We start from the raw sequence: 18,636 nt of genomic DNA, 5'->3' as shown, positions 1-18,636 counted from the left end.
GCATCCGCCCTTATTTTTTAAAGTTCTTCAGGTGTTAAACAGGCGACATATCCGCGTAAAAGTGATGCAATCCATTTACGCGATGCATCAAAACGAATCCGATGATCTCGATGCGCAGGAGCGTTTTCTCCGAAACAGCATCGACATCGTTCAAGACCTCTACCTGATGCTCTTGTCGGCATTGGTCGAAATACGACGTGCGGAGGCCGAGTTCCTCGAGGTCTCCAGCCGCAAACACCTTGCAACGGCCGCGGAACGCAACCCCGATCGCAAGTTTGTAGAGAACAGGGTACTTCGGGCGCTGGAAGACAGCACCTCACTTACCGCCGCACTCGAAGAGCGAAAAATCAACAACTGGAAACTGAACGACGATTACATCCTGTTGTTGCTCAAAGAGATCAAGCAAAGCGCTTTATACACCGACTATATGGAACGGAAGAAGTCTTCGTTTGCAGAGGACCGTTCGTTCATCATAGACCTGTACGAAGAGGTAATCGCACCGAATGATAAGCTGTACGATTACCTGGAAGACCACAAACTGACATGGAGTGACGATATTCCGGTGGTCAATACCAATGTGGTCAAGCAGTTACGGAGTATGAAGGAAGGCGTGCCGTTTCGCGTGGAGCCGTTGTTCAAAGACGAGGAAGATCGGGAATTCATCCGCGATTTGTTCCGACGCACCGTGCTGAACGAAACCGAACTGGCCAAAGAATACCTCGACAAAACACCCAACTGGGACACCGACCGGATTGCGGAAGTGGATACGATCATCCTGAAAATGGGCATCTGCGAGTTCCTGAAGTTTCCGTCGATTCCGATGAAGGTGACGATAAACGAATACGTAGAGATTGCAAAGGAATATTCTACACCCAAGAGTTCCATCTTCATCAACGGGATCCTCGATAATCTGGCAAAAGAATTCATGGAGTCGGACCGGTTGAACAAAACAGGTCGCGGACTTCTCTAAATCTACCTATCATCATGAAAAAAATCGTATTTGGGATGTTGGCTGTATTCGTGCTCACGACGGCCTGTAAAAACGAAAAGAAAGACCATTCGGCTGCTATCACGTTTGACGAAAAAGAGTACAACTTTGGGGAGATCGCACCGAACTCCATCAGCGTACACGAATTCACCTTTACCAACACGGGCGGCTCTGACCTAATCATCCGGGATGCGAAGGGCTCATGCGGCTGCACCGTGCCGGAGTTTCCGAAGGGAGAAAAAATCGCGCCGGGACAGAAAGGAAAAATCAAGGTTTCCTTTAACTCGAAAGGCAAGCGGGGCGATATCCGCAAAAGCGTAACCCTGCTCGCGAACATCGACAAGGGTGACGAAACCATTTACATCACGGGCCACATTGCCGACCTGAACGGCGAGGCACCCAAAAACTAACATCCAAAACCAAACGAAATGGAATCATTATTGCCCATCGTTGCCATGGTCGTCGTATTTTACTTCTTTATGATACGACCACAACAGCAACGCATGAAGAAAGAAAAAGCATTTGAAAGCAGCCTGAAAGTAGGCGACCGCATCATTACGAAAAGCGGTATCCACGGTAAAATCGCCGAAATGGCCGACACTACGGTCGTAATCGAAACGATGGCCGGTAAAATCAAAATGGAGCGTTCCGCCATTTCCATGGAGATGAGCGCGAAGCTGAACGAGAAGAAATAAGCGCGACTCGCTGAGCGCTTGGACTGAGGAGAAGTCCGCAGGCTATCTGAAAAAAAAAGGAGGCTGTCTCAAAAGGACAGCCTCTTTTTTTTATCGACAATCTAAAGCGTACGATTCTATTGCTTAAATAGCTGTTTGTAACAAGTAGACAGGGGAACATTACGTAATAAGACTACATGATGTAAGGTAAAGCATGTCGGCTACCCGGGTTTGATTACACCGTTACATTATTTCAGGCCAGGTCAACCCAAGGGATACTGCCTGAATAAAGCGTATATATAGCGTATATATGTCGTATATATGTCGTGTTTATGTCGTGTATATAGCGTGTATGAAGCGTATAGGAAGACACACAAAGCTTCCCAAACGGCCTCTTTTCGCTTTAGGTAAAGGAGAAGTAAGATGTAAGTAGCAAGGTCTTGAACGCAGTCTGCCGACCACCAACCCCTGACTCCCAACTCCCAACTCCCAACTCCCAACTCCCAACTCCTAACCACTGACCACTGACTACCGACTACCGACTACTGACTACTGACTACTGCCTACTGCCTACTTCCTACTGCTTACTTCCTACTGCCTACTTTCTTCCACTACCCTCTATACCTATCGTTCAACCCAACGCCCTCCAACACCATCGGTTTGATTTTGTCAAGGCGGGCAAGCTGTGTTTTTTCCTGTTTGGCGTCGCCGATATACTCAAGATAGTCGTTCTGCCGTCCGCGTGTCAGGGCATCAAAGGCGGCTTTGAAAGCCGGGTCTTTGTCGAATTCGGCCGCCAGCGCGTCGGGCACCGGAAACGACTTCGGTTCGGGCTTGACCGCCTTGCCCTGTTCTTCGACGGCAATCGCTTCCTGTATGTAGGCAAGCAGTTTCTTTTCGTCGATTTGGCTCGCATCGGTAAACCGCCACTGCCGCAGCGATTTCGTAACGCCTTCGTTGGCATTGACCAATACGTTGGCTTCATCCCGCAGGAACACACCATTGAAAAACCATACCGCGAAGAAGTGCTTGAAGCCCCCGAGGCCCACCACATTGCGGTTTTGGTAGGTGTAGACGGGCGCGCCCCACTTGACCGTCTGCGTCAGCGGTGTCTTGGCAATGATGTCGGCCAGGAGGGTCAATTCATTGTCCCATTTCCCTACCTTATCCCAAACGTGCCGCTGCTCTGTCATTTTTTCTTTGCCTTTCGTACGACTTTCTTCATATAGGACGGATCCGCTGTCAACTCGGCAATCCGCACGATGACGTCCACTGCTTTTTGCATGCTTTCGACCGGTACATATTCATATTTACCGTGAAAGTTGTGTCCGCCCGCGAAGATATTCGGACACGGAAGCCCCATGTAACTCAAACGGCAACCGTCGGTTCCACCGCGGATCGGCTTGATGAGTGGTTCGATTCCGAGGTCACGCATCGCTTTCTCTGCGATGTCCACAATATACTTCACCGGTTCGACCTTCTCACGCATGTTGTAGTATTGGTCGGTCATTTCCAGCGTGGCGATGTCGCCTCCGAATTGCTTGGCGAATTTCTTGTTGATCTTCGATACAATCTTCCGCACGAATTTCTTCCGCTCTTTGAACAGTTTCATATCGTGGTCACGGATAATCAATTCCACTTTGGTTTCCTCGATACTGCCCGTCAGGCCCGTAACGTGGAAAAAGCCATCATATCCTTTGGTTTCCTGCGGCACTTCTTTTTTGGGAAGTTGTGAAATGAAATCATTCGCAATCAACATCGAGTTGATCATCTTTCCTTTTGCATAACCCGGGTGCACGCTTTTTCCGTGGAAGACGATCTTTACGCCCGCCGCGTTGAAGTTCTCATATTCGAGTTCCCCAACCTGGCTGCCGTCCATGGTGTAGGCCCATTGCGCGCCGAACTTCTCGACGTCGAAAAGATCCGCCCCGCGACCGATTTCTTCGTCAGGTGTAAACCCAACGCGGATGGTGCCGTGCGGTATCTCAGGATGCTGTATGAGGTATTCCATCGCAGACACAATTTCCGTCAACCCGGCTTTGTCATCGGCCCCGAGCAGGGTCGTACCATCGGTCGTGATGAGGGTTTGTCCGCGGTAAAGCAACAAATCCTTGAAGTAGGAAGGGGAGAGGACGATATCAAGGTCTTTATTCAATACGATGTCACCGCCGTCGTAATCCGGAACGATCTGTGGCTTGACGTTGGCGCCCGTAAAGTCAGGCGAGGTATCGTAGTGGGATACAAAGCCGATCACAGGAGCGTCGTGCGATACATTGGAAGGAAGGGTGCCCATGACGTAGCCGTTTTCGTCACGGGTTACATCGGTCAGGCCTATTTGGATAAGTTCTTTTTCGAGCAATTCGGCGAGTACCAATTGTTTTTCTGTACTCGGTACGGTTTTGGAGTTTGCGTCCGATTCGGTGTCGATCGTCACATAACTGACGAAGCGATCGATAAGGTGTTGCATGATGTTATTGTTTTTGCGAAGGTACGAAGGAGTAGGTTTTGGTTGGATGGAAATCAGGCTTTCGAATGCGAAATTGCAACGCCGGATGCTGGTGGCAGTCGACTTCCCGCTCAAATACCATCCCGCATTTCAGCAGCACACCACGGGAAGCCGTATTTTCCGCTACCACGCGACCGATGATACTGTCGAGGTTAAGACGATGAAATCCGTGTTCCAGGCACGCCATGGCAGCTTCCGTGGCATACCCGTGTCCCCAGAAACGGCGGTGCAGCCGATAGCCCAGGTCAACCTCGTTTTGTTCGGATTTGAGTCCACACCAACCCAAAACCGCACCGTCAGATACACGCGTCACCATCCATCGACCCATTCCCGTCAGGCGATAGGCGTTGTAGTTTTCGAGGAACGCACGCGCGGCAGCTATCGACTCGAAAGGTGGATCACCGGTGTAGCGGATCACCTCCGGATCAGCGTTCAGTTCGAACAACGCCTCGGCATCCTCCAGGGTAAATTCCCGTAGCAACAAGCGTTCTGTCTGGAAGAGTACGGGCATGCCTCTTTATTTATAATGTCACAGGTGCTTTCAGACGGATGTCTTCTGAAGACGCCCCAACGCGAATCTCAAAGTTACCCTTATCAAAGCTGAAACGATGCAGGTCCGTCCGGTAATAGGAAAAGGCGTCCGCGCGAAGGAATACGGTAACGGTCTTGCTTTCTCCTTTGGCCAGGAAGACTTTGGTGAAGCCTTTCAGTTCTTTGTCGGGACGGTCAATGGTCGATTTGTCCTGGTGCACATATACCTGGGCTGCCTCAGCACCGTCACGTCCGCCGACATTTTTAATCGTGAACGTTACCTCAAATCCTGATTTGACATCGCCGGTCACTTTTAGATTGGAGTATTCAAAGCGGGTATACGATAATCCGTAGCCGAACGGAAATTGCGGCTTCACCTTGGCGGTGTCGAAATAGCGATACCCTACGGCAAGGCGCTCGCCATACGATACTTTTTTGTTTCCGTTGTGATCATAATAAAACGCATTTACGGGGTTGTCTTCCCATCTTTTTTCAAAGCTGACGGGTAGTTTTCCGCTTGGGTTGACGTCGCCAAACAGAATTTCAGCCAGCGCCCGGCCGCCTTTTTCTCCGGGATACCAGGCGTGCACCAGTCCCTTGACACGTGGCAACCACGAACGCATGTCGACATTGCCTCCGGCATTGAGCACGACCACCGTATTCGGGTTTACTTGGGCGACGATGCGGGCCAGTTGTTCCTGCTCCTGTGGCAGTTCAAACGTCCGGTCGAATCCTTCCCCTTCCGATGATGCGTCGAATCCCAACGCCAGGATGACGGCGTCGGCCCGCGCGGCCATTTCTTCCGCTCCCTTAAAATCAATCACTTCTTCGTAAGCGGCAAAAGCGATCACGGCATCGCCCCCATTTTCATAATATTCAAGGCGGATGTCATACTCCTTACCGGCCTCCAGCGGCATTTTCACGGTGCGCAGCATCGCGGCATGATCGCCCCACAGGTCGATGACGTTTTTACCGTCGACGAACAGGCGGAAGCCGTCGTCACCCCGTACTGCCAGCGTATAGGTCGCGGATTTGGCCGGACGCAACACGCCAGTGAACCGAATAGAGAAGTGATCGGCACCCAGCCCTTTCACATCCGGAACATCGGCCCAGTCGTGGCTGATGTTGGTATCGGTTTGGGTAGCCACCACCGGACCCGACAGGTCGGTTGTATTGAAATAGGAGGCTTTGAGTCCTTTTTCTTTTGACCCTTTTGCCGTATAGAAAGCAGACGTCGCGGTGAAATCTTCCGGGCGGGGCATGGCCGCTGCGATATATTCTACGCGGGCATTCGGAAGTGCCTTCTGGATGCCTTCAAAAAGGGTAGTAGATGCAAACGGACGGGTAAACGAACTTCCGCCACCGGCCACATATCGGTTGCCATTGGGCCCGATGACTGCCACCGTACGAATGGATTTTGACAGTGGAAGGATATTGCCTTCGTTCTTCAGCAACACGATGCCGTTACGGGCCAAGTCAAGTGCCACGTTCGCGCTTTCGGGCAGTTCTTTCCTATTGGGTGTCTCTTTGTAAGGAGTATCATAAAAACCGAACCGGAATACGATGCGGAGGATGCGGCGTACTTTATCGTTTAGCACCTCTTCTGACAAACGTCCGTCTTTTATGGCGGGTAATAGGTTCTGTCGGTTCATGAACGCTCCCGACGGCATTTCCAGGTCGAGTCCGCCTTTTGCCGCAGCAAGACCGTCATACGTCGCGACCCAATCCGACATCACGATGCCGTCAAATCCCCACATCGTCTTCAACACCTGATTGTTCAGGTAATCGTTTTGGGTGGCATGGATGCCGTTGATCAGGTTGTAGCTATCCATTACGGCGCCCACTTCGCCTTCCTGCACCGCCATACGGAACGCGGGTAGATAGAGTTCGTGCAGCGTCCGTTCGTCGATATCGGAACTCACATTGTTGCGGTCCCACTCCTGGTTGTTGGCAGCAAAGTGCTTCACCGTCGCCACCACTTTCTGGCTTTGCACGCCACGGATGTAGGCGGCGGCTATTTTCCCAGCTAAAAACGGGTCTTCTCCGAGGTATTCAAAATTGCGCCCGTTCATGGGAGCGCGGTACAGGTTCACGCCGGGACCCAAAAGGATATGTACTCCTCGTTGACGGGCGTCTTTGCCGAGGGCCTCTCCCAACCGTCTTGAGAGTTCAGTATCCCACGTCGCCGCCGTCAGGATAGACGCCGGGTACGCGGTCGTCGGGCCATAGTTCCGCACCCCGACCGGACCGTCGCTCATCTTGATTTTAGGCAAGCCGAGTCGCTCTATACCACGTATGTAGAAGTCGTCCTGGCCACCGATGTAGTCGATTTTTTCTTCAAGGGTCATTCGCGACAACAGGTCGTTTACGCGGTCATCGACAGGGGCTTTCGGATTCTTATAAGTTTGGGAAAACGACACCGAAACGGCGCCAAAAAACAGGAACGGTAAAAAGAGACGTGTCATGTACGGAAGTTGTTTCCGTAAAGATACTAAAGTCGTCGATGTGGGAAAATGCTATCGCTCTTCAATAAGGAAATAGGTCGTAGTCATCTTCACGACTTTCAATACGGCCAGCAGCAACAAGGAAAGCAATGTGAAAGCAATCAGCGGGATGTTGGGTGCCCACACATCCGTAATGGCCTGCCCGGTAAGGTCAAAGATGAGGAAGACGACGAAAATAGACGCCAATCCGTTCTTTTCGTTGATGAACACTTTCTTCCAACTGAACAACACGGTGTTCGGACGGAACTGCGACAAGGCGGGTATGAAAGCCGGTGTTTTTGCGGCCCAATCGGTGAAGGTGGCGCCAAACTTCGCGCGGAGGAACTGTTCTTCCGTAAACATGATCCGCTCGTAATACAACCAGTAAAATAGGCAGAAGGATGCGACGAACCAGAAATGGGCGGTGAGGAGTGCAGGCCCGAGCCAAATCAGGAAGTTTCCGAGGTAAAGTGGGTGGCGCACGGTGGCGTAGATGCCGGAGGTATTCAGGGTGTCGGCAATCTGTTCTTCGCGGTTACGTCCGGAGGTGCGTACAGGTGTATGCCCAACCGTGTAAATCCGAACAAAAAGCCCCAACAGGCTAATCACGACGCATCCCCAGAAATAGGGGCGTGCCGCTTCCTCTCCGAGAAAAAAAGGAACGTCATACGCGAGGTCGTAGAGGTAAAGTCCGAGCCCGATCAACAGAAACAGCATCGGGAATTGCCCGCGACGCCTGAACAACCAATTTCCCTGCTGTTCGAATTCTTCCAGTAAAGCCATGCCAATAATTTGGGGCCAAAAATACGGTATTCTGTCCAAACGCCGACGTGTATGCCCGATTAAGTCGCCGTCCCGGTCGTCGTTTTTGCTTCCAAAGCACTATTTTTGCAGCACAACACAACACCATGTACAAACTACTGCTTCGGCCGGTCTTCTTCTGGTTTGACCCGGAAAAAATCCACTATTTCACCTTCTCGCTGATCCGGTTTATGTGCCGTATTCCGGGCATGCCAGCTTTGTTCCGGACGCTTTATCAGGTAAACGACAAACGACTGGAAAGAAAGGTGTTCGGACTCACTTTTCCCAATCCCGTGGGTTTGGCTGCGGGTTTTGATAAGGATGCCAAGTGTTTTCAGGAATTGTCGCATTTTGGGTTCGGCTTCATCGAAATCGGGACACTTACGCCCAAACCACAGGACGGCAATCCGAAACCGCGGTTGTTTCGTTTGCCGGATGATGGTGGACTCATCAACCGGATGGGTTTCAACAATGGTGGGGTGGAGGCGGCCGTCGTGCGTCTTCGCAAAAACAAAGGGGTGCTGATTGGCGGAAACATCGGAAAGAACAAGGTAACCCCGAATGAAGAAGCGGTTTCCGATTACCTGTATTGCTTTGATGCGCTGGTCGAGTACGTTGACTATTTCGTCGTGAACGTCAGCTCGCCGAATACACCGAACCTTCGGGCATTGCAGGAGAAAGAACCCTTGACGGCTTTGTTGGCCGCGTTGCAGGAAAAGAACAACGCCCGTTCGTCGCGCAAGCCCATCTTATTGAAAATCGCCCCGGATCTCACCGATGAGCAATTGCTGGATATCATCGATATCGTCCGCGTGACCCAAATCGACGGGGTGATTGCGACCAACACTACGATCTCACGCGACGGACTCCAGTCGGCGAACCGCGTTGAAACAGGCGGCTTATCGGGCCAGCCGCTTCGGGAGCGGGCCACCGAGGTGATACGGTTTTTGTCGGAAAAGAGTGGGAATGCCTTCCCTATAATTGGCGTAGGAGGCATCCATAGTGCGGCTGATGCCATCGAGAAATTGCAGGCCGGCGCGGCGTTGGTGCAACTTTATACCGGATTCATCTATGAAGGCCCGGCGTTGGTGGCCTCTATCAACCGAGAAGTCCTACGGCAGCTTCCATAGCGAGGTACTGCACGGCGAGTCCGGCGAGAATGGCGATCCCGAAACTCAATAGGGTTCCGATCAACACATATTCTGTCAACTTCCGATCATTGGCGCGGGTAAGGTCGCCGAAGCGAAAAATGGACTTTGCGCCCAACAGGAATCCGATGGCTTCAAAGTGGCCAGTTAGGATAAAGCCGAAAACGAACAACCGTTCCAGTATACCAATATAGTTTCCGGCATTCGACAATGAGCCATCGCCCGGTTTATCGTCGGGTGTCCAGCCGGAAATGATGACTTTAATTAACAGGGACGTCGGTTTGGTCAGTAAAATCGCGCCGGTCATCAGGATGAGGAACGTGTCGTCGAGTTGCCATTCGAGGTCGGTGGGTTCGTTCCACATCACAATCAGGCAGATCGAGGCAATGTGCAGCAGTTGGTCGATGATGAACCATTGCCGTTTGGTGGCATCACGCTGTAGAACCAACTTGGCGGCATCAATCCCTCCGTGCACCACGGCCAACACTATCGCGTATACCAAAAAACCTTCCTTGCCCGCCACGGCAAACGCGAGTACACCATGTAAAAGGGTGTGCAGGTACAGATACGGACTCCGAAGCTTCTTTTCCTCTTTGTTGCGCACCCATGAATTGGGCTGTAAGAGGAAGTCGCCGAGCAAATGGGCGAGGAACAGTTTTACGAAAAGGATCATGGCATGTAGTGTTTAAGGTGGCTGCGGTAGTAGGCGTCGAGTTCCCTGAGCAGTTCAAATTGGGAACGTTTGCGGCGTCCGCTGACGGCGGCTTGGTTGATGTCAAGGCGTTGTCCGAGTTCTTCCTGGGAAAGATCGGGGTATTGCAAAGCGGCAAGGGCATAAGTCGCCTGGGGTGGCAGCCAGGAGGCAATGATCGGAGTTGCAAGTCGCAGCATCAGGTTGAGGGGTTCGTCGAAGTCCGTGATGCCCGAGTTGATGCCGAGGGTCATCTTTTGCTGTTTCAACCGTTCGAACAGTTCGCCCGAACGCACAAAAGCGCTGCCATTGCTTTGGCTGATTTTATCGCCTGAATAGGTTTTCTCGCCGATGCCGATGCTGATACGGGCGTCGAGGCCCATGGTGCGAAGCAACGCACGGATTTCAATCGCAGCAGATAAGGCGTCGGCCGGGTCGGCAATCTCCAACTGGAATTCATCGCCCCGGTAGATGTCCCATTGAAGGGCGTCTTTTCCTTTCCGTGACAGCAGGTCACGCAGGGCTTCCATCCAGGTTTCAGGCCCTTTCTGGCGGGAGTGGATGACGTCGCCGGTGAGGATACTGTGGTAGTTCATATCACAAATATACACGATATTTTAAAATATCACGGTTTTCTGTAATATTTTAAAATATCACGATTTTCTGTGATATGAGGAGATAGTGCAAGTGCTTGTGATAAAAAGGGGAAGTCGTATATTTGGAAAGTGAGACCTATTAAGATTATCGAATGCCCGCGGGATGCGATGCAGGGCATCCGGACCTTCATCCCGACCGAACGGAAAGTCTATTACCTGCAATCCCTGCTAAGGGTCGGGTTTGATACCCTCGACTTCGGAAGTTTCGTATCCCCGAAGGCCATCCCGCAGATGCAGGATACGGCGGAAGTGCTCGCTTCACTGGATCTTTCCGCTACCAAAAGCAAACTGCTCGCCATCATCGCGAATACACAAGGAGCCGAAACGGCGGCCTTACATCCGGAGATTACCTACCTGGGCTTTCCCTTTTCGATTTCAGAGAACTTCCAGATGCGGAATACCCATAAAACCATCGCCCAATCGTTGGTGACCCTACAGGAAATCCTGAACATCGCAGAACGATCAGGGAAGGAAGTCGTCGCCTATCTTTCGATGGGATTCGGTAACCCGTATGGCGATCCGTGGAACGTCGACATTGTCGCGGAATGGACCGAGACCCTGGCGAATATGGGTATCCGGATACTATCGCTGTCGGATACCGTCGGAAGTTCTACACCCGATGTCATTACCTACTTGTTTTCCAACCTGATTCCCAAATATCCCGATATTGAGTTCGGGGCGCATCTGCATACCGTACCCGATCGATGGTTCGAGAAAATCGACGCGGCCTACAACGCCGGTTGTCGTCGTTTCGACGGCGCGATCCAGGGGTTTGGCGGTTGCCCGATGGCGAAAGACGAGCTTACCGGCAACATGCCCACCGAAAAACTGCTGTCGTATTTTACCACCCAAAAGGAAGATACCGGCACGAGTCCGATGGGTTTTGAAAGTTCGTATAACGAAGCGACGAAACTCTTCGGCGAATTCCACTAGACAAAAATCTTTTACCATCGGAACTTCCTGAAAGCCCGATTTTTTTCGCTATATTTGCACGCAATTTAACTACAACCTTAAATTGCAATGGTCGCACACAACTCTAAGATCATCGGTGAGGGATTGACGTACGACGACGTCCTGCTGGTACCCAATTTTTCCAGTGTTCTCCCTCGCGAAGTCAGCATACAATCGCGTTTTTCCCGCAACATTTCCCTGAACGTACCGGTCGTTTCGGCCGCTATGGATACCGTCACCGAAAGCGCCATGGCCATTGCGATGGCACGTGAAGGAGGCATCGGGGTGTTGCACAAAAACATGACCATCGAGCAACAGGCTACGGAGGTCCGAAAAGTGAAACGCGCCGAATCGGGCATGATCATCGATCCCGTCACCTTACCGCTCACCGCCCGTGTCGCCGACGCAAAGGCCGCTATGCGCGAATACGGCATCGGAGGTATTCCGATCGTAGATGAAAATCAAATCCTGAAAGGCATCGTCACCAACCGGGATTTGCGGTTTGAGAAGGACAATGCCCGACCTATTGTCGAGGTGATGACCCATGAGAACCTCATTACCGTGGCGGAAGGCACGTCGCTTCAGGAAGCCGAAGTCATCCTGCAATCCAATAAAGTCGAAAAATTGCCGGTGGTGGATGCATCGAATAAACTCGTCGGACTCATTACGTTCCGTGACATCACTAAACTCGCGCAAAAACCGATTGCCAATAAAGATTCGTACGGACGTCTTCGCGTGGCCGCCGCCATCGGTGTAACTGGTGATGCCGTGCAACGGGCCGAAGCGCTTGTCAATGCAGGTGTGGATGCCATCATCATCGATACGGCACACGGACACACCCTGGGCGTGGTAACGGTTTTGAAGGAAGTGAAAGCAAAGTTCCCGCATATTGACGTGGTGGTCGGAAATATTGCCACACCCGAAGCGGCGCGCTATCTCGTCGAGAACGGCGCTGATGCGGTGAAAGTGGGTATTGGTCCGGGTTCGATTTGTACGACACGTGTCGTAGCCGGAGTGGGCTTCCCACAGTTTTCCGCGGTTCTCGAAGTAGCGGCTGCCATTAAAGGCAGTGGTGTTCCGGTTATTGCCGACGGAGGTGTACGTTATACCGGCGATATTCCTAAGGCAATTGCAGCAGGTGCCGACTGTGTGATGTTGGGTTCGTTGTTGGCGGGAACGAAAGAGTCACCGGGCGAAACCATCATCTTCGAAGGACGGAAATTCAAGTCGTACCGCGGCATGGGTTCTGTGGAAGCGATGCAGGAAGGCTCGAAAGACCGCTATTTCCAGGATGTGGAAGACGATGTGAAGAAACTCGTACCGGAAGGTATCGTAGGACGCGTACCCTATAAAGGCGAACTCAACGAGAGCATGCAGCAGTTTGTAGGCGGCCTGCGCGCCGGTATGGGCTATTGCGGTGCCAAAGACATTCCGACCTTACAGGAAACCGGTCGTTTCGTGCGCATCACCTCAAGTGGTATTACCGAGAGCCATCCGCATAACGTGACGATTACGAAGGAAGCACCGAATTATTCGAGGTAGGTTTCAGTCGCAGTCGCAGTCACAGTAGCAGTCGCAGTCACGTCGCAGTCACAGTACTCTGTTAGGCAACAGGTTCCGTTTGTGCTACGTCCGAGGCTTCGAGTAAGTTGCGTTCGCCCACGATCCACAGGATATCGTGTTCTTCCAACACCACGTTCGATTCCGGATTGAGTACACGGCGTCCGCGACGTTCAAGTCCGACGATGAGTCCGTGCGTCTTTTCCCGTAAAGCCGATTCCTTTATCGTGACGCCGATATAGGCGGGATTCAATACGACCAGGCTCAACAGAATGATATCGTGCTCTTTTTCATCCGGTGCGGGCTCGTGTTCATTGTGTTCAAGGTAGTCGCGAAACGCCTCCACCTGGGTGTCGTTGCCCATGATGCAGATTTCATCGCCGGGAAACAATCGTTCGTTCCGACTGGGGATGGTAATCGTGATGTGACCGCGTTTGATGAAGACGATGTTGATGCCGAATTGTTCGCGGAGTTGTAATTCCCGCAGTAACAAGCCGGCAAGGTTCGACTCTTTCCCGATTTTAAAGACCTCCATGTGCCCATCCCACGGCGTCAGGTCGCTGCGTTTCCATTTCGCCTGGATGATCTCGCGGGCATTGAGGTTCTTAAGAAAACGTTCTTCGAGCCGGTGGTAGCGCGCATTGAGTTTTTTAGGGAAGAGCCAATACAAAACCACGGCGGCTCCAAGCACGACAAAAGCCGTTTGCGCCGAGAAGAACTTATCGACCAGGAAGCCGACGTAAAACAACGTCAATAAAAACCGGAACAGGATCATGAGGATAAGCGGGCCCCGGTACCGTCGTTCCTGCAGCAGGACATTCACCTGTTCGGTCGCCACCCGTCGCATCGACAGCGCCCAAAGGAAAGGGGAGAGCAACAGCAACGTCAGGACGGCTACCAACAAAGTTCCTGTAATCGAGCCTTCGCCAAGGGGAAGCAGGTAGCGTCCGGCCAAAAGGATAAGTGAAATAATGATAACGGAATGCACCAGCACCTGCACGAGGTACGCCCTAATGACGATTTGCCAGTTGCTGGCGGATTTCCCCGAATTGGTGCGCTCGGCATAGCGTTCGATCCGCCTCAGCCATTTTCGCGGCAACTTGCGCTGGAGAAAACCGGCAAAAGGGGCCGAATACCGCACCATAAAAGGCGTCGTAAAGGTGGTGATAGCCGAAACGGCTACTATAATAGGATAAAGAAACGCGCTGGTCACCTTTAGGCTGGCGCCCATCGTCGCAATGATAAACGAGAATTCCCCGATCTGCGACAGGCTCATGCCGGTCTGTACTGATTGCGTCAGCGGCCGGCCGGATAGCAGCGCGCCACTTGCCGCGCTCAACGACTGTCCGACAATGACCACCAGCGTGAGCACCAACACCGGCTTCCAGTGCTCAACCAGTGTCGCGGGGTCAATCAGCATTCCCACCGAAACGAAGAATACGGCACCAAACAGGTCTTTTACCGGCTTCATCAAGTGTTCGATATGCTCCGCCTGTGTTGTCTCGGCAATGATGGATCCCATCATAAAGGCGCCGAGGGCGGGTGAAAAGCCCACATCTGCGGCCAGCATCACCATCATCAAGCATAGGGCAATGGCGAGGATGAGGGTGGTTTCGTCGTTCAGCAGCTTCTGCGATCGTTTGAGTAGGGTAGGGATAAAGAAAATCCCGCTTACAAACCAAAGCACCAGGAAGAAGATGAGTTTCAGCACGGTCATGACAAGTTCCATGCCTTCTACCTGACGGGAGACGGCAATGGTCGACAGCATGACCATCATAAGGATGGCCAGCAAATCCTGCACGATCAGCGCCCCGATGACATTGCCGACGAATTTCTGGGCTTTCAGCGCCAGTTCCTCGAAGGTCTTGAGGATGATGGTAGTAGACGAAATCGACAGCATGACGCCCAGAAAGATGCAATCCATCGGTTCCCAACCGAGGGCGCGCCCCGCAAAGTAGCCGCCGATTACCATACATACTATTTGCACGAGGGCCGTCACCGAAGCAGTGCCCCCGACGTGCATCAGTTTCCGGAAGGAAAATTCGAGTCCGAGATTGAACAACAGGAAGATAATCCCAATCTCCGCCCATACTTCCACGCTGTGGATGTCTTGTACCGACGGGAAGAAGTCAAAGTGGTTCCCCGCCAGGAATCCGGCAATCAGATACCCCAATACCAATGGCTGCCGGATCTTGCGGAAAAGCAAAACCGCTGCTCCTGCCGTGAGGAGGATAAGGCCGAGGTCGGATATGAGGGGGGAAAGCATGGGGAATTAAAAGTTGATAATTGATAATTGGGATGAGCGATTAACAATGAACGATGAACGGAAAGAGAAGCAAGACGAAACAGGCAAGACGAAAGAAACGAGAGCCGTGAGGTCCACTATGAACTAAGAACCCTCAACTCTCAACTTCAAACTTTCAACTTCCAACTTTCGACTTTCGACTTTCGACTTTCGACTTTCGACTTTCGACTTTCGACTCAACAGGTAAAATACGAATTTATTCGCATATCGCATAAAAAAGGGCGGAAACACTGTCCGCCCTTTTGAAAGTATCAATCAAGTCCTCAGATACCGAGGTAGTTGCCGGGTGTAATGGCGCGCAGTTCCGATTTTATTCCATCGGACACGTCCAGCGTGTCGATAAAGTCGTGGATGGCTTTTTGGTCGATGCGGGTATTGGTGCGTGTGAGGCCTTTCAAGGCTTCGTAGGGATTCGGATAGGCTTCGCGTCGTAAAATCGTTTGGATGGCTTCTGCGACTACCGCCCAGTTGTTTTCGAGGTCGTCGGCAAACTTCACTTCATTCAACAGTAGCTTGTTGAGTCCTTTCAGCGTCGCTTCGAACGCAATCAGGGTATGTCCGAACGGCACGCCGATGTTTCGAAGCACGGTGCTGTCGGTGAGGTCGCGCTGCAGGCGTGAAATCGGCAGCTTCGACGACAGGTGCTCGAAAAGGGCGTTGGCGATGCCCAGATTGCCTTCCGAATTTTCGAAGTCGATGGGGTTGACTTTATGCGGCATGGCCGACGATCCGATTTCCCCTGCCTTGATTTTTTGTTTGAAATAATCCATCGACACATACGTCCAGATGTCGCGGTCGAGGTCGATGAGAATGGTGTTGATTCGTTTCAAGGCATCGAAAAATGCGGCGAAATGGTCGTAATGCTCGATTTGCGTAGTAGGGAAGGAGTGGTGTAATCCTAACGTTCCCTCGACAAAATCATTGCCGAATTTACGCCAGTCAACGGTCGGATAGGCCACATGATGGGCATTGTAGTTTCCGGTTGCCCCGCCAAATTTCGCCGCGAACGGCACGTTGAAAAGCAAACGCATCTGTTCTTCCAGTCGCTCGACAAACACACCGATTTCCTTACCCAGTCGGGTAGGCGACGCAGGTTGTCCGTGTGTACGGGCGAGCATCGGCACATCCGCCCATTCCACGCTAAGCGACTTCAGTTTCGCCACTACGGCCACCAATGACTTGAGGTAGACGTCTTCAAAGGCCTGTTTGGTCGACAACGGAATAGCCGTATTATTAATGTCCTGCGACGTCAATCCGAAATGGATGAACTCTTTGAACGCCGACAGTCCGAGTCCGTCGAACCGATCTTTTATGAAATATTCCACCGCCTTCACATCGTGGTTGGTGGTCTTCTCCGTTTGCTTGATCCACAGGGCATCTTCGGTGGAGAACGTCTCGTAGATCGCACGTAGCTTCGGGAACACGGCCTTGTCAACGCCCGCCAGTTGCGGAAGCGGCAGGTTACAAAGGGCGATGAAGTATTCGATTTCGACCAATACGCGGTAGCGGATCAGCGCCTCTTCCGAAAAATAGGGTGACAGTGCGGCAGTCTTATTGCGGTAACGGCCGTCAATGGGCGAAATGGCGTTGAGTTCGTTGAGCATGTTGTGTTGTTGTTGGAAGGCGCAAAGATAGCAAAAGTTGGCGGTAGGCAGTGGCAGTAGGCAGTTTTACAGTGTTTATACTACTTTGTGCGACATAACTCAGGTGGCCTATTTTTTTAAGGGCGTTCCGGCGCCTACTAACTACTTCAGCAACCCACTGCCTACTGTCAAGGCGCCGTCGGGCTCTTCGTTGCAAGTCCTCGCTCGTACCTCGCTGTGGGCTTTCCACTGCGATCCCTAACGCAATACTTCGCACTTCACCTTTTTGTTACAGCCCGAACGTATCGCGGAGTTTACGCTCTAATAAGCGCGCCCCTTCAGATCCGCCCTTAGCGATGGTGTCGATCTTATTTTTATAGAAAGGGATGTCTGCGGGGTTCGGGTCAATATAATAAAGCGGAATGCCCAGCGGCGCGTATTCAATCAGACTGGCGGCCGGGTACACCTGCATAGAAGTCCCGATCACAACAAAAGCATCGGCCTGTGTGGTGATGTCGACGGCTTCTGCCAGGGCGGGGACTTCTTCGCCGAACCAGACGATGTGCGGACGTAGTTGGTGGCCCTGCGGATCGGTATCGCCCCAATTGAGGTCGTGTTCCCAATGCAGGATATGGTTGGGGTTGCGGGTGCTTCGTACCTTGAATAATTCGCCATGCAGGTGGAGTATTTTGGTGCTGCCGGCGCGTTCATGGAGGTTGTCGACATTCTGCGTAATCACGTGGACATCGAAGGCAGATTCGAGTGCCGCGAGGCGCAAGTGGCCTTCATTGGGTGCCACTTCGTGCAGTTGCCGACGTCGTTTGTTGTAGAAGTCGAGCACGAGCTCGGGGTTGCGCTGCCACCCCTGTGGACTCGCGACTTCCATGATATCGTGCCCTTCCCAGAGTCCGCCTGCGTCGCGGAAGGTGCTGATGCCGCTTTCTGCGCTCATGCCCGCGCCAGTCAGTACGACTATTTTTGGTTTCTGTGCCATATCCGATAAAAGTCGGGAAAATTCATGAAATTCGCAGCATTAAGTAGCGCTATGGCCGACCTTGATTATCTCGCTTATCTCGAAACCCTGATTACGGAAGAACGCCGGAACAAATTCATTGAGATTTTGAAGTTCCGTACGAACCATCTCATGTTTGCGATGGAAGACGTGTTCCAGATGCACAACACGAGCGCGGTGATGCGGAGCTGTGAAGTGTTTGGTATCCAGAACCTGAGTGTAATTGAAGAGCGGTTTGGCAAAAAACTCGACCGCAAGATCGCAATGGGTGCCCAAAAGTGGGTCGACATCAAAAAATTCGATACCGTGCAGGATTGCCTTGACGATACCCGTGCCCGCGGCTATCGCATCATTGCCACTACCCCCCATGAAAACGACTGCCTGTTGGAAGATTTCGACATATCGCAGCGTTCGGCGATCTTCTTTGGGACCGAGCTGACGGGTTTGTCGCAGGAAATCATCGATCAGGCCGACGGGTTCCTGAAGATTCCGATGGTGGGATTCACGGAAAGCCTGAATATCTCAGTCTCGGCGGCCATCATTGCGCAAAACCTGACGCAGCGGTTACGGGCATCCGATCTTCCGTGGCAATTGACGGAAGAAGAAACGCTGCAAAAAAGAATCGACTGGGCGAAAGCCTCCATCCGAAGTATCGCGGATATTGAGAAGCGGTATTTTGCAGAGCGTGGTTAAAGAGCAGGTTGGTTCCGGTGTGTGGGATGCGTGAGGGATAGGAGCGGCAGCCTT

17 protein-coding genes are annotated in these 18,636 nt (G+C 52.1%); 7 read left to right on the top strand and 10 right to left on the bottom strand.

The window, feature by feature from the left end; genetic code table 11:
- The first annotated feature begins 64 nt into the window (after window positions 1-64).
- From nusB to yajC, 3 genes are read left to right on the top strand one after another with little or no spacing between them, the layout of a single operon-like run.
- On the top strand, window positions 65-970 hold the full coding sequence (gene nusB / locus MKO97_RS11805) for a transcription antitermination factor NusB (RefSeq protein ID WP_241103416.1): 906 nt from the start codon (window positions 65-67) through the stop codon (window positions 968-970).
- A 14-nt stretch (window positions 971-984) separates the two neighbouring features.
- Window positions 985-1,398 (top strand): DUF1573 domain-containing protein, encoded by a 414-nt coding sequence (locus tag MKO97_RS11800; protein WP_241103415.1) that lies wholly within the window; start codon window positions 985-987, stop codon window positions 1,396-1,398.
- 18 nt (window positions 1,399-1,416) lie between these two features.
- Window positions 1,417-1,683, top strand: a complete 267-nt coding sequence (yajC, locus tag MKO97_RS11795; RefSeq protein ID WP_241103414.1) for a preprotein translocase subunit YajC — start codon at window positions 1,417-1,419, stop codon at window positions 1,681-1,683.
- A 590-nt stretch (window positions 1,684-2,273) separates the two neighbouring features.
- Here yajC and MKO97_RS11790 read toward each other — a convergent pair.
- From MKO97_RS11790 to MKO97_RS11770, 5 genes are read right to left on the bottom strand one after another with little or no spacing between them, the layout of a single operon-like run.
- Window positions 2,274-2,855 carry a YdeI family protein gene (locus tag MKO97_RS11790; RefSeq protein ID WP_241103413.1) on the bottom strand — a complete coding sequence of 194 codons (582 nt, stop codon included), beginning with the start codon at window positions 2,853-2,855 and terminating at the stop codon, window positions 2,274-2,276.
- Complete coding sequence (gene pepT, locus MKO97_RS11785) at window positions 2,852-4,129, bottom strand: peptidase T (protein ID WP_241103412.1); 1,278 nt, start codon at window positions 4,127-4,129, stop codon at window positions 2,852-2,854. Before pepT ends, MKO97_RS11790 begins: the two co-directional genes overlap by 4 nt.
- 4 nt (window positions 4,130-4,133) lie before the next feature.
- Window positions 4,134-4,679 carry a GNAT family N-acetyltransferase gene (locus MKO97_RS11780; RefSeq protein WP_241103411.1) on the bottom strand — a complete coding sequence of 182 codons (546 nt, stop codon included), beginning with the start codon at window positions 4,677-4,679 and terminating at the stop codon, window positions 4,134-4,136.
- Window positions 4,680-4,689: 10 nt separating this feature from the next.
- Window positions 4,690-7,164 (bottom strand): glycoside hydrolase family 3 protein, encoded by a 2,475-nt coding sequence (locus tag MKO97_RS11775; RefSeq protein WP_241103410.1) that lies wholly within the window; start codon window positions 7,162-7,164, stop codon window positions 4,690-4,692.
- 51 nt (window positions 7,165-7,215) lie between these two features.
- Complete coding sequence (locus MKO97_RS11770; RefSeq protein ID WP_241103409.1) at window positions 7,216-7,965, bottom strand: isoprenylcysteine carboxylmethyltransferase family protein; 750 nt, start codon at window positions 7,963-7,965, stop codon at window positions 7,216-7,218.
- 125 nt (window positions 7,966-8,090) lie between these two features.
- On the opposite strand from MKO97_RS11770, the gene MKO97_RS11765 reads away from it, so the two are divergent.
- Complete coding sequence (locus tag MKO97_RS11765) at window positions 8,091-9,113, top strand: quinone-dependent dihydroorotate dehydrogenase (protein WP_241103408.1); 1,023 nt, start codon at window positions 8,091-8,093, stop codon at window positions 9,111-9,113.
- On the opposite strand, the gene MKO97_RS11760 is transcribed toward MKO97_RS11765, so the two are convergent.
- The gene (locus tag MKO97_RS11760; protein WP_241103407.1) at window positions 9,082-9,804 is read right to left on the bottom strand and encodes a DUF3307 domain-containing protein; all 723 of its coding nucleotides are present in this window, start codon (window positions 9,802-9,804) and stop codon (window positions 9,082-9,084) included. The two genes, MKO97_RS11765 and MKO97_RS11760, sit on opposite strands and share 32 nt — an antisense overlap.
- Window positions 9,801-10,418: a hypothetical protein gene (locus MKO97_RS11755; RefSeq protein WP_241103406.1), complete on the bottom strand. Its 618-nt coding sequence runs from the start codon at window positions 10,416-10,418 to the stop codon at window positions 9,801-9,803. The genes MKO97_RS11760 and MKO97_RS11755 overlap by 4 nt, the downstream gene beginning before the upstream one ends.
- A gap of 129 nt (window positions 10,419-10,547) precedes the next feature.
- Here MKO97_RS11755 and MKO97_RS11750 point away from each other — a divergent pair, with 129 nt between their 5' ends.
- Together MKO97_RS11750 and guaB are read left to right on the top strand one after the other, a co-directional pair.
- Window positions 10,548-11,411, top strand: a complete 864-nt coding sequence (locus MKO97_RS11750) for a hydroxymethylglutaryl-CoA lyase (RefSeq protein WP_241103405.1) — start codon at window positions 10,548-10,550, stop codon at window positions 11,409-11,411.
- A gap of 87 nt (window positions 11,412-11,498) precedes the next feature.
- Window positions 11,499-12,971 carry an IMP dehydrogenase gene (guaB, locus tag MKO97_RS11745; RefSeq protein ID WP_241103404.1) on the top strand — a complete coding sequence of 491 codons (1,473 nt, stop codon included), beginning with the start codon at window positions 11,499-11,501 and terminating at the stop codon, window positions 12,969-12,971.
- Between the two features lie 61 nt (window positions 12,972-13,032).
- On the opposite strand, the gene MKO97_RS11740 is transcribed toward guaB, so the two are convergent.
- From MKO97_RS11740 to MKO97_RS11730, 3 genes are all read right to left on the bottom strand, one after another.
- Window positions 13,033-15,255: a cation:proton antiporter gene (locus MKO97_RS11740; RefSeq protein WP_241103403.1), complete on the bottom strand. Its 2,223-nt coding sequence runs from the start codon at window positions 15,253-15,255 to the stop codon at window positions 13,033-13,035.
- 302 nt (window positions 15,256-15,557) lie between these two features.
- Window positions 15,558-16,898 carry an adenylosuccinate lyase gene (purB, locus tag MKO97_RS11735; protein ID WP_241103402.1) on the bottom strand — a complete coding sequence of 447 codons (1,341 nt, stop codon included), beginning with the start codon at window positions 16,896-16,898 and terminating at the stop codon, window positions 15,558-15,560.
- Between the two features lie 268 nt (window positions 16,899-17,166).
- Window positions 17,167-17,871, bottom strand: coding sequence for an NAD-dependent deacylase (locus MKO97_RS11730; protein ID WP_241103401.1), 705 nt, complete (start codon window positions 17,869-17,871; stop codon window positions 17,167-17,169).
- A 51-nt stretch (window positions 17,872-17,922) separates the two neighbouring features.
- Between MKO97_RS11730 and MKO97_RS11725 the strand changes: the two genes are divergently transcribed.
- On the top strand, window positions 17,923-18,582 hold the full coding sequence (locus tag MKO97_RS11725; RefSeq protein ID WP_241105525.1) for an RNA methyltransferase: 660 nt from the start codon (window positions 17,923-17,925) through the stop codon (window positions 18,580-18,582).
- Window positions 18,583-18,636 lie beyond the last annotated feature (54 nt).

Origin of the sequence: Flavobacterium sp. HJ-32-4 (assembly GCF_022532105.1) — a bacterium.
In the GTDB taxonomy this organism is placed as follows: Bacteria; Bacteroidota; Bacteroidia; order Flavobacteriales; family Flavobacteriaceae; genus Flavobacterium.
This window is presented reverse-complemented; position numbering and strand designations above follow the sequence as displayed.

Excerpts from the sequence above, each read along its gene's own strand:
- MKO97_RS11800 (WP_241103415.1), top strand. The coding sequence starts at position 985 with ATGAAAAAAATCGTATTTGGGATGTTGGCTGTATTCGTGCTCACGACG.
- MKO97_RS11740 (WP_241103403.1), bottom strand. The coding sequence starts at position 15,255 with ATGCTTTCCCCCCTCATATCCGACCTCGGCCTTATCCTCCTCACGGCA.
- MKO97_RS11725 (WP_241105525.1), top strand. The coding sequence starts at position 17,923 with ATGGCCGACCTTGATTATCTCGCTTATCTCGAAACCCTGATTACGGAA.
- MKO97_RS11770 (WP_241103409.1), bottom strand. The coding sequence starts at position 7,965 with ATGGCTTTACTGGAAGAATTCGAACAGCAGGGAAATTGGTTGTTCAGG.
- MKO97_RS11780 (WP_241103411.1), bottom strand. The coding sequence starts at position 4,679 with ATGCCCGTACTCTTCCAGACAGAACGCTTGTTGCTACGGGAATTTACC.
- nusB (WP_241103416.1), top strand. The coding sequence starts at position 65 with ATGCAATCCATTTACGCGATGCATCAAAACGAATCCGATGATCTCGAT.
- MKO97_RS11730 (WP_241103401.1), bottom strand. The coding sequence starts at position 17,871 with ATGGCACAGAAACCAAAAATAGTCGTACTGACTGGCGCGGGCATGAGC.
- pepT (WP_241103412.1), bottom strand. The coding sequence starts at position 4,129 with ATGCAACACCTTATCGATCGCTTCGTCAGTTATGTGACGATCGACACC.
- MKO97_RS11775 (WP_241103410.1), bottom strand. The coding sequence starts at position 7,164 with ATGACACGTCTCTTTTTACCGTTCCTGTTTTTTGGCGCCGTTTCGGTG.
- yajC (WP_241103414.1), top strand. The coding sequence starts at position 1,417 with ATGGAATCATTATTGCCCATCGTTGCCATGGTCGTCGTATTTTACTTC.
- MKO97_RS11755 (WP_241103406.1), bottom strand. The coding sequence starts at position 10,418 with ATGAACTACCACAGTATCCTCACCGGCGACGTCATCCACTCCCGCCAG.
- guaB (WP_241103404.1), top strand. The coding sequence starts at position 11,499 with ATGGTCGCACACAACTCTAAGATCATCGGTGAGGGATTGACGTACGAC.
- MKO97_RS11790 (WP_241103413.1), bottom strand. The coding sequence starts at position 2,855 with ATGACAGAGCAGCGGCACGTTTGGGATAAGGTAGGGAAATGGGACAAT.
- purB (WP_241103402.1), bottom strand. The coding sequence starts at position 16,898 with ATGCTCAACGAACTCAACGCCATTTCGCCCATTGACGGCCGTTACCGC.
- MKO97_RS11760 (WP_241103407.1), bottom strand. The coding sequence starts at position 9,804 with ATGATCCTTTTCGTAAAACTGTTCCTCGCCCATTTGCTCGGCGACTTC.
- MKO97_RS11765 (WP_241103408.1), top strand. The coding sequence starts at position 8,091 with ATGTACAAACTACTGCTTCGGCCGGTCTTCTTCTGGTTTGACCCGGAA.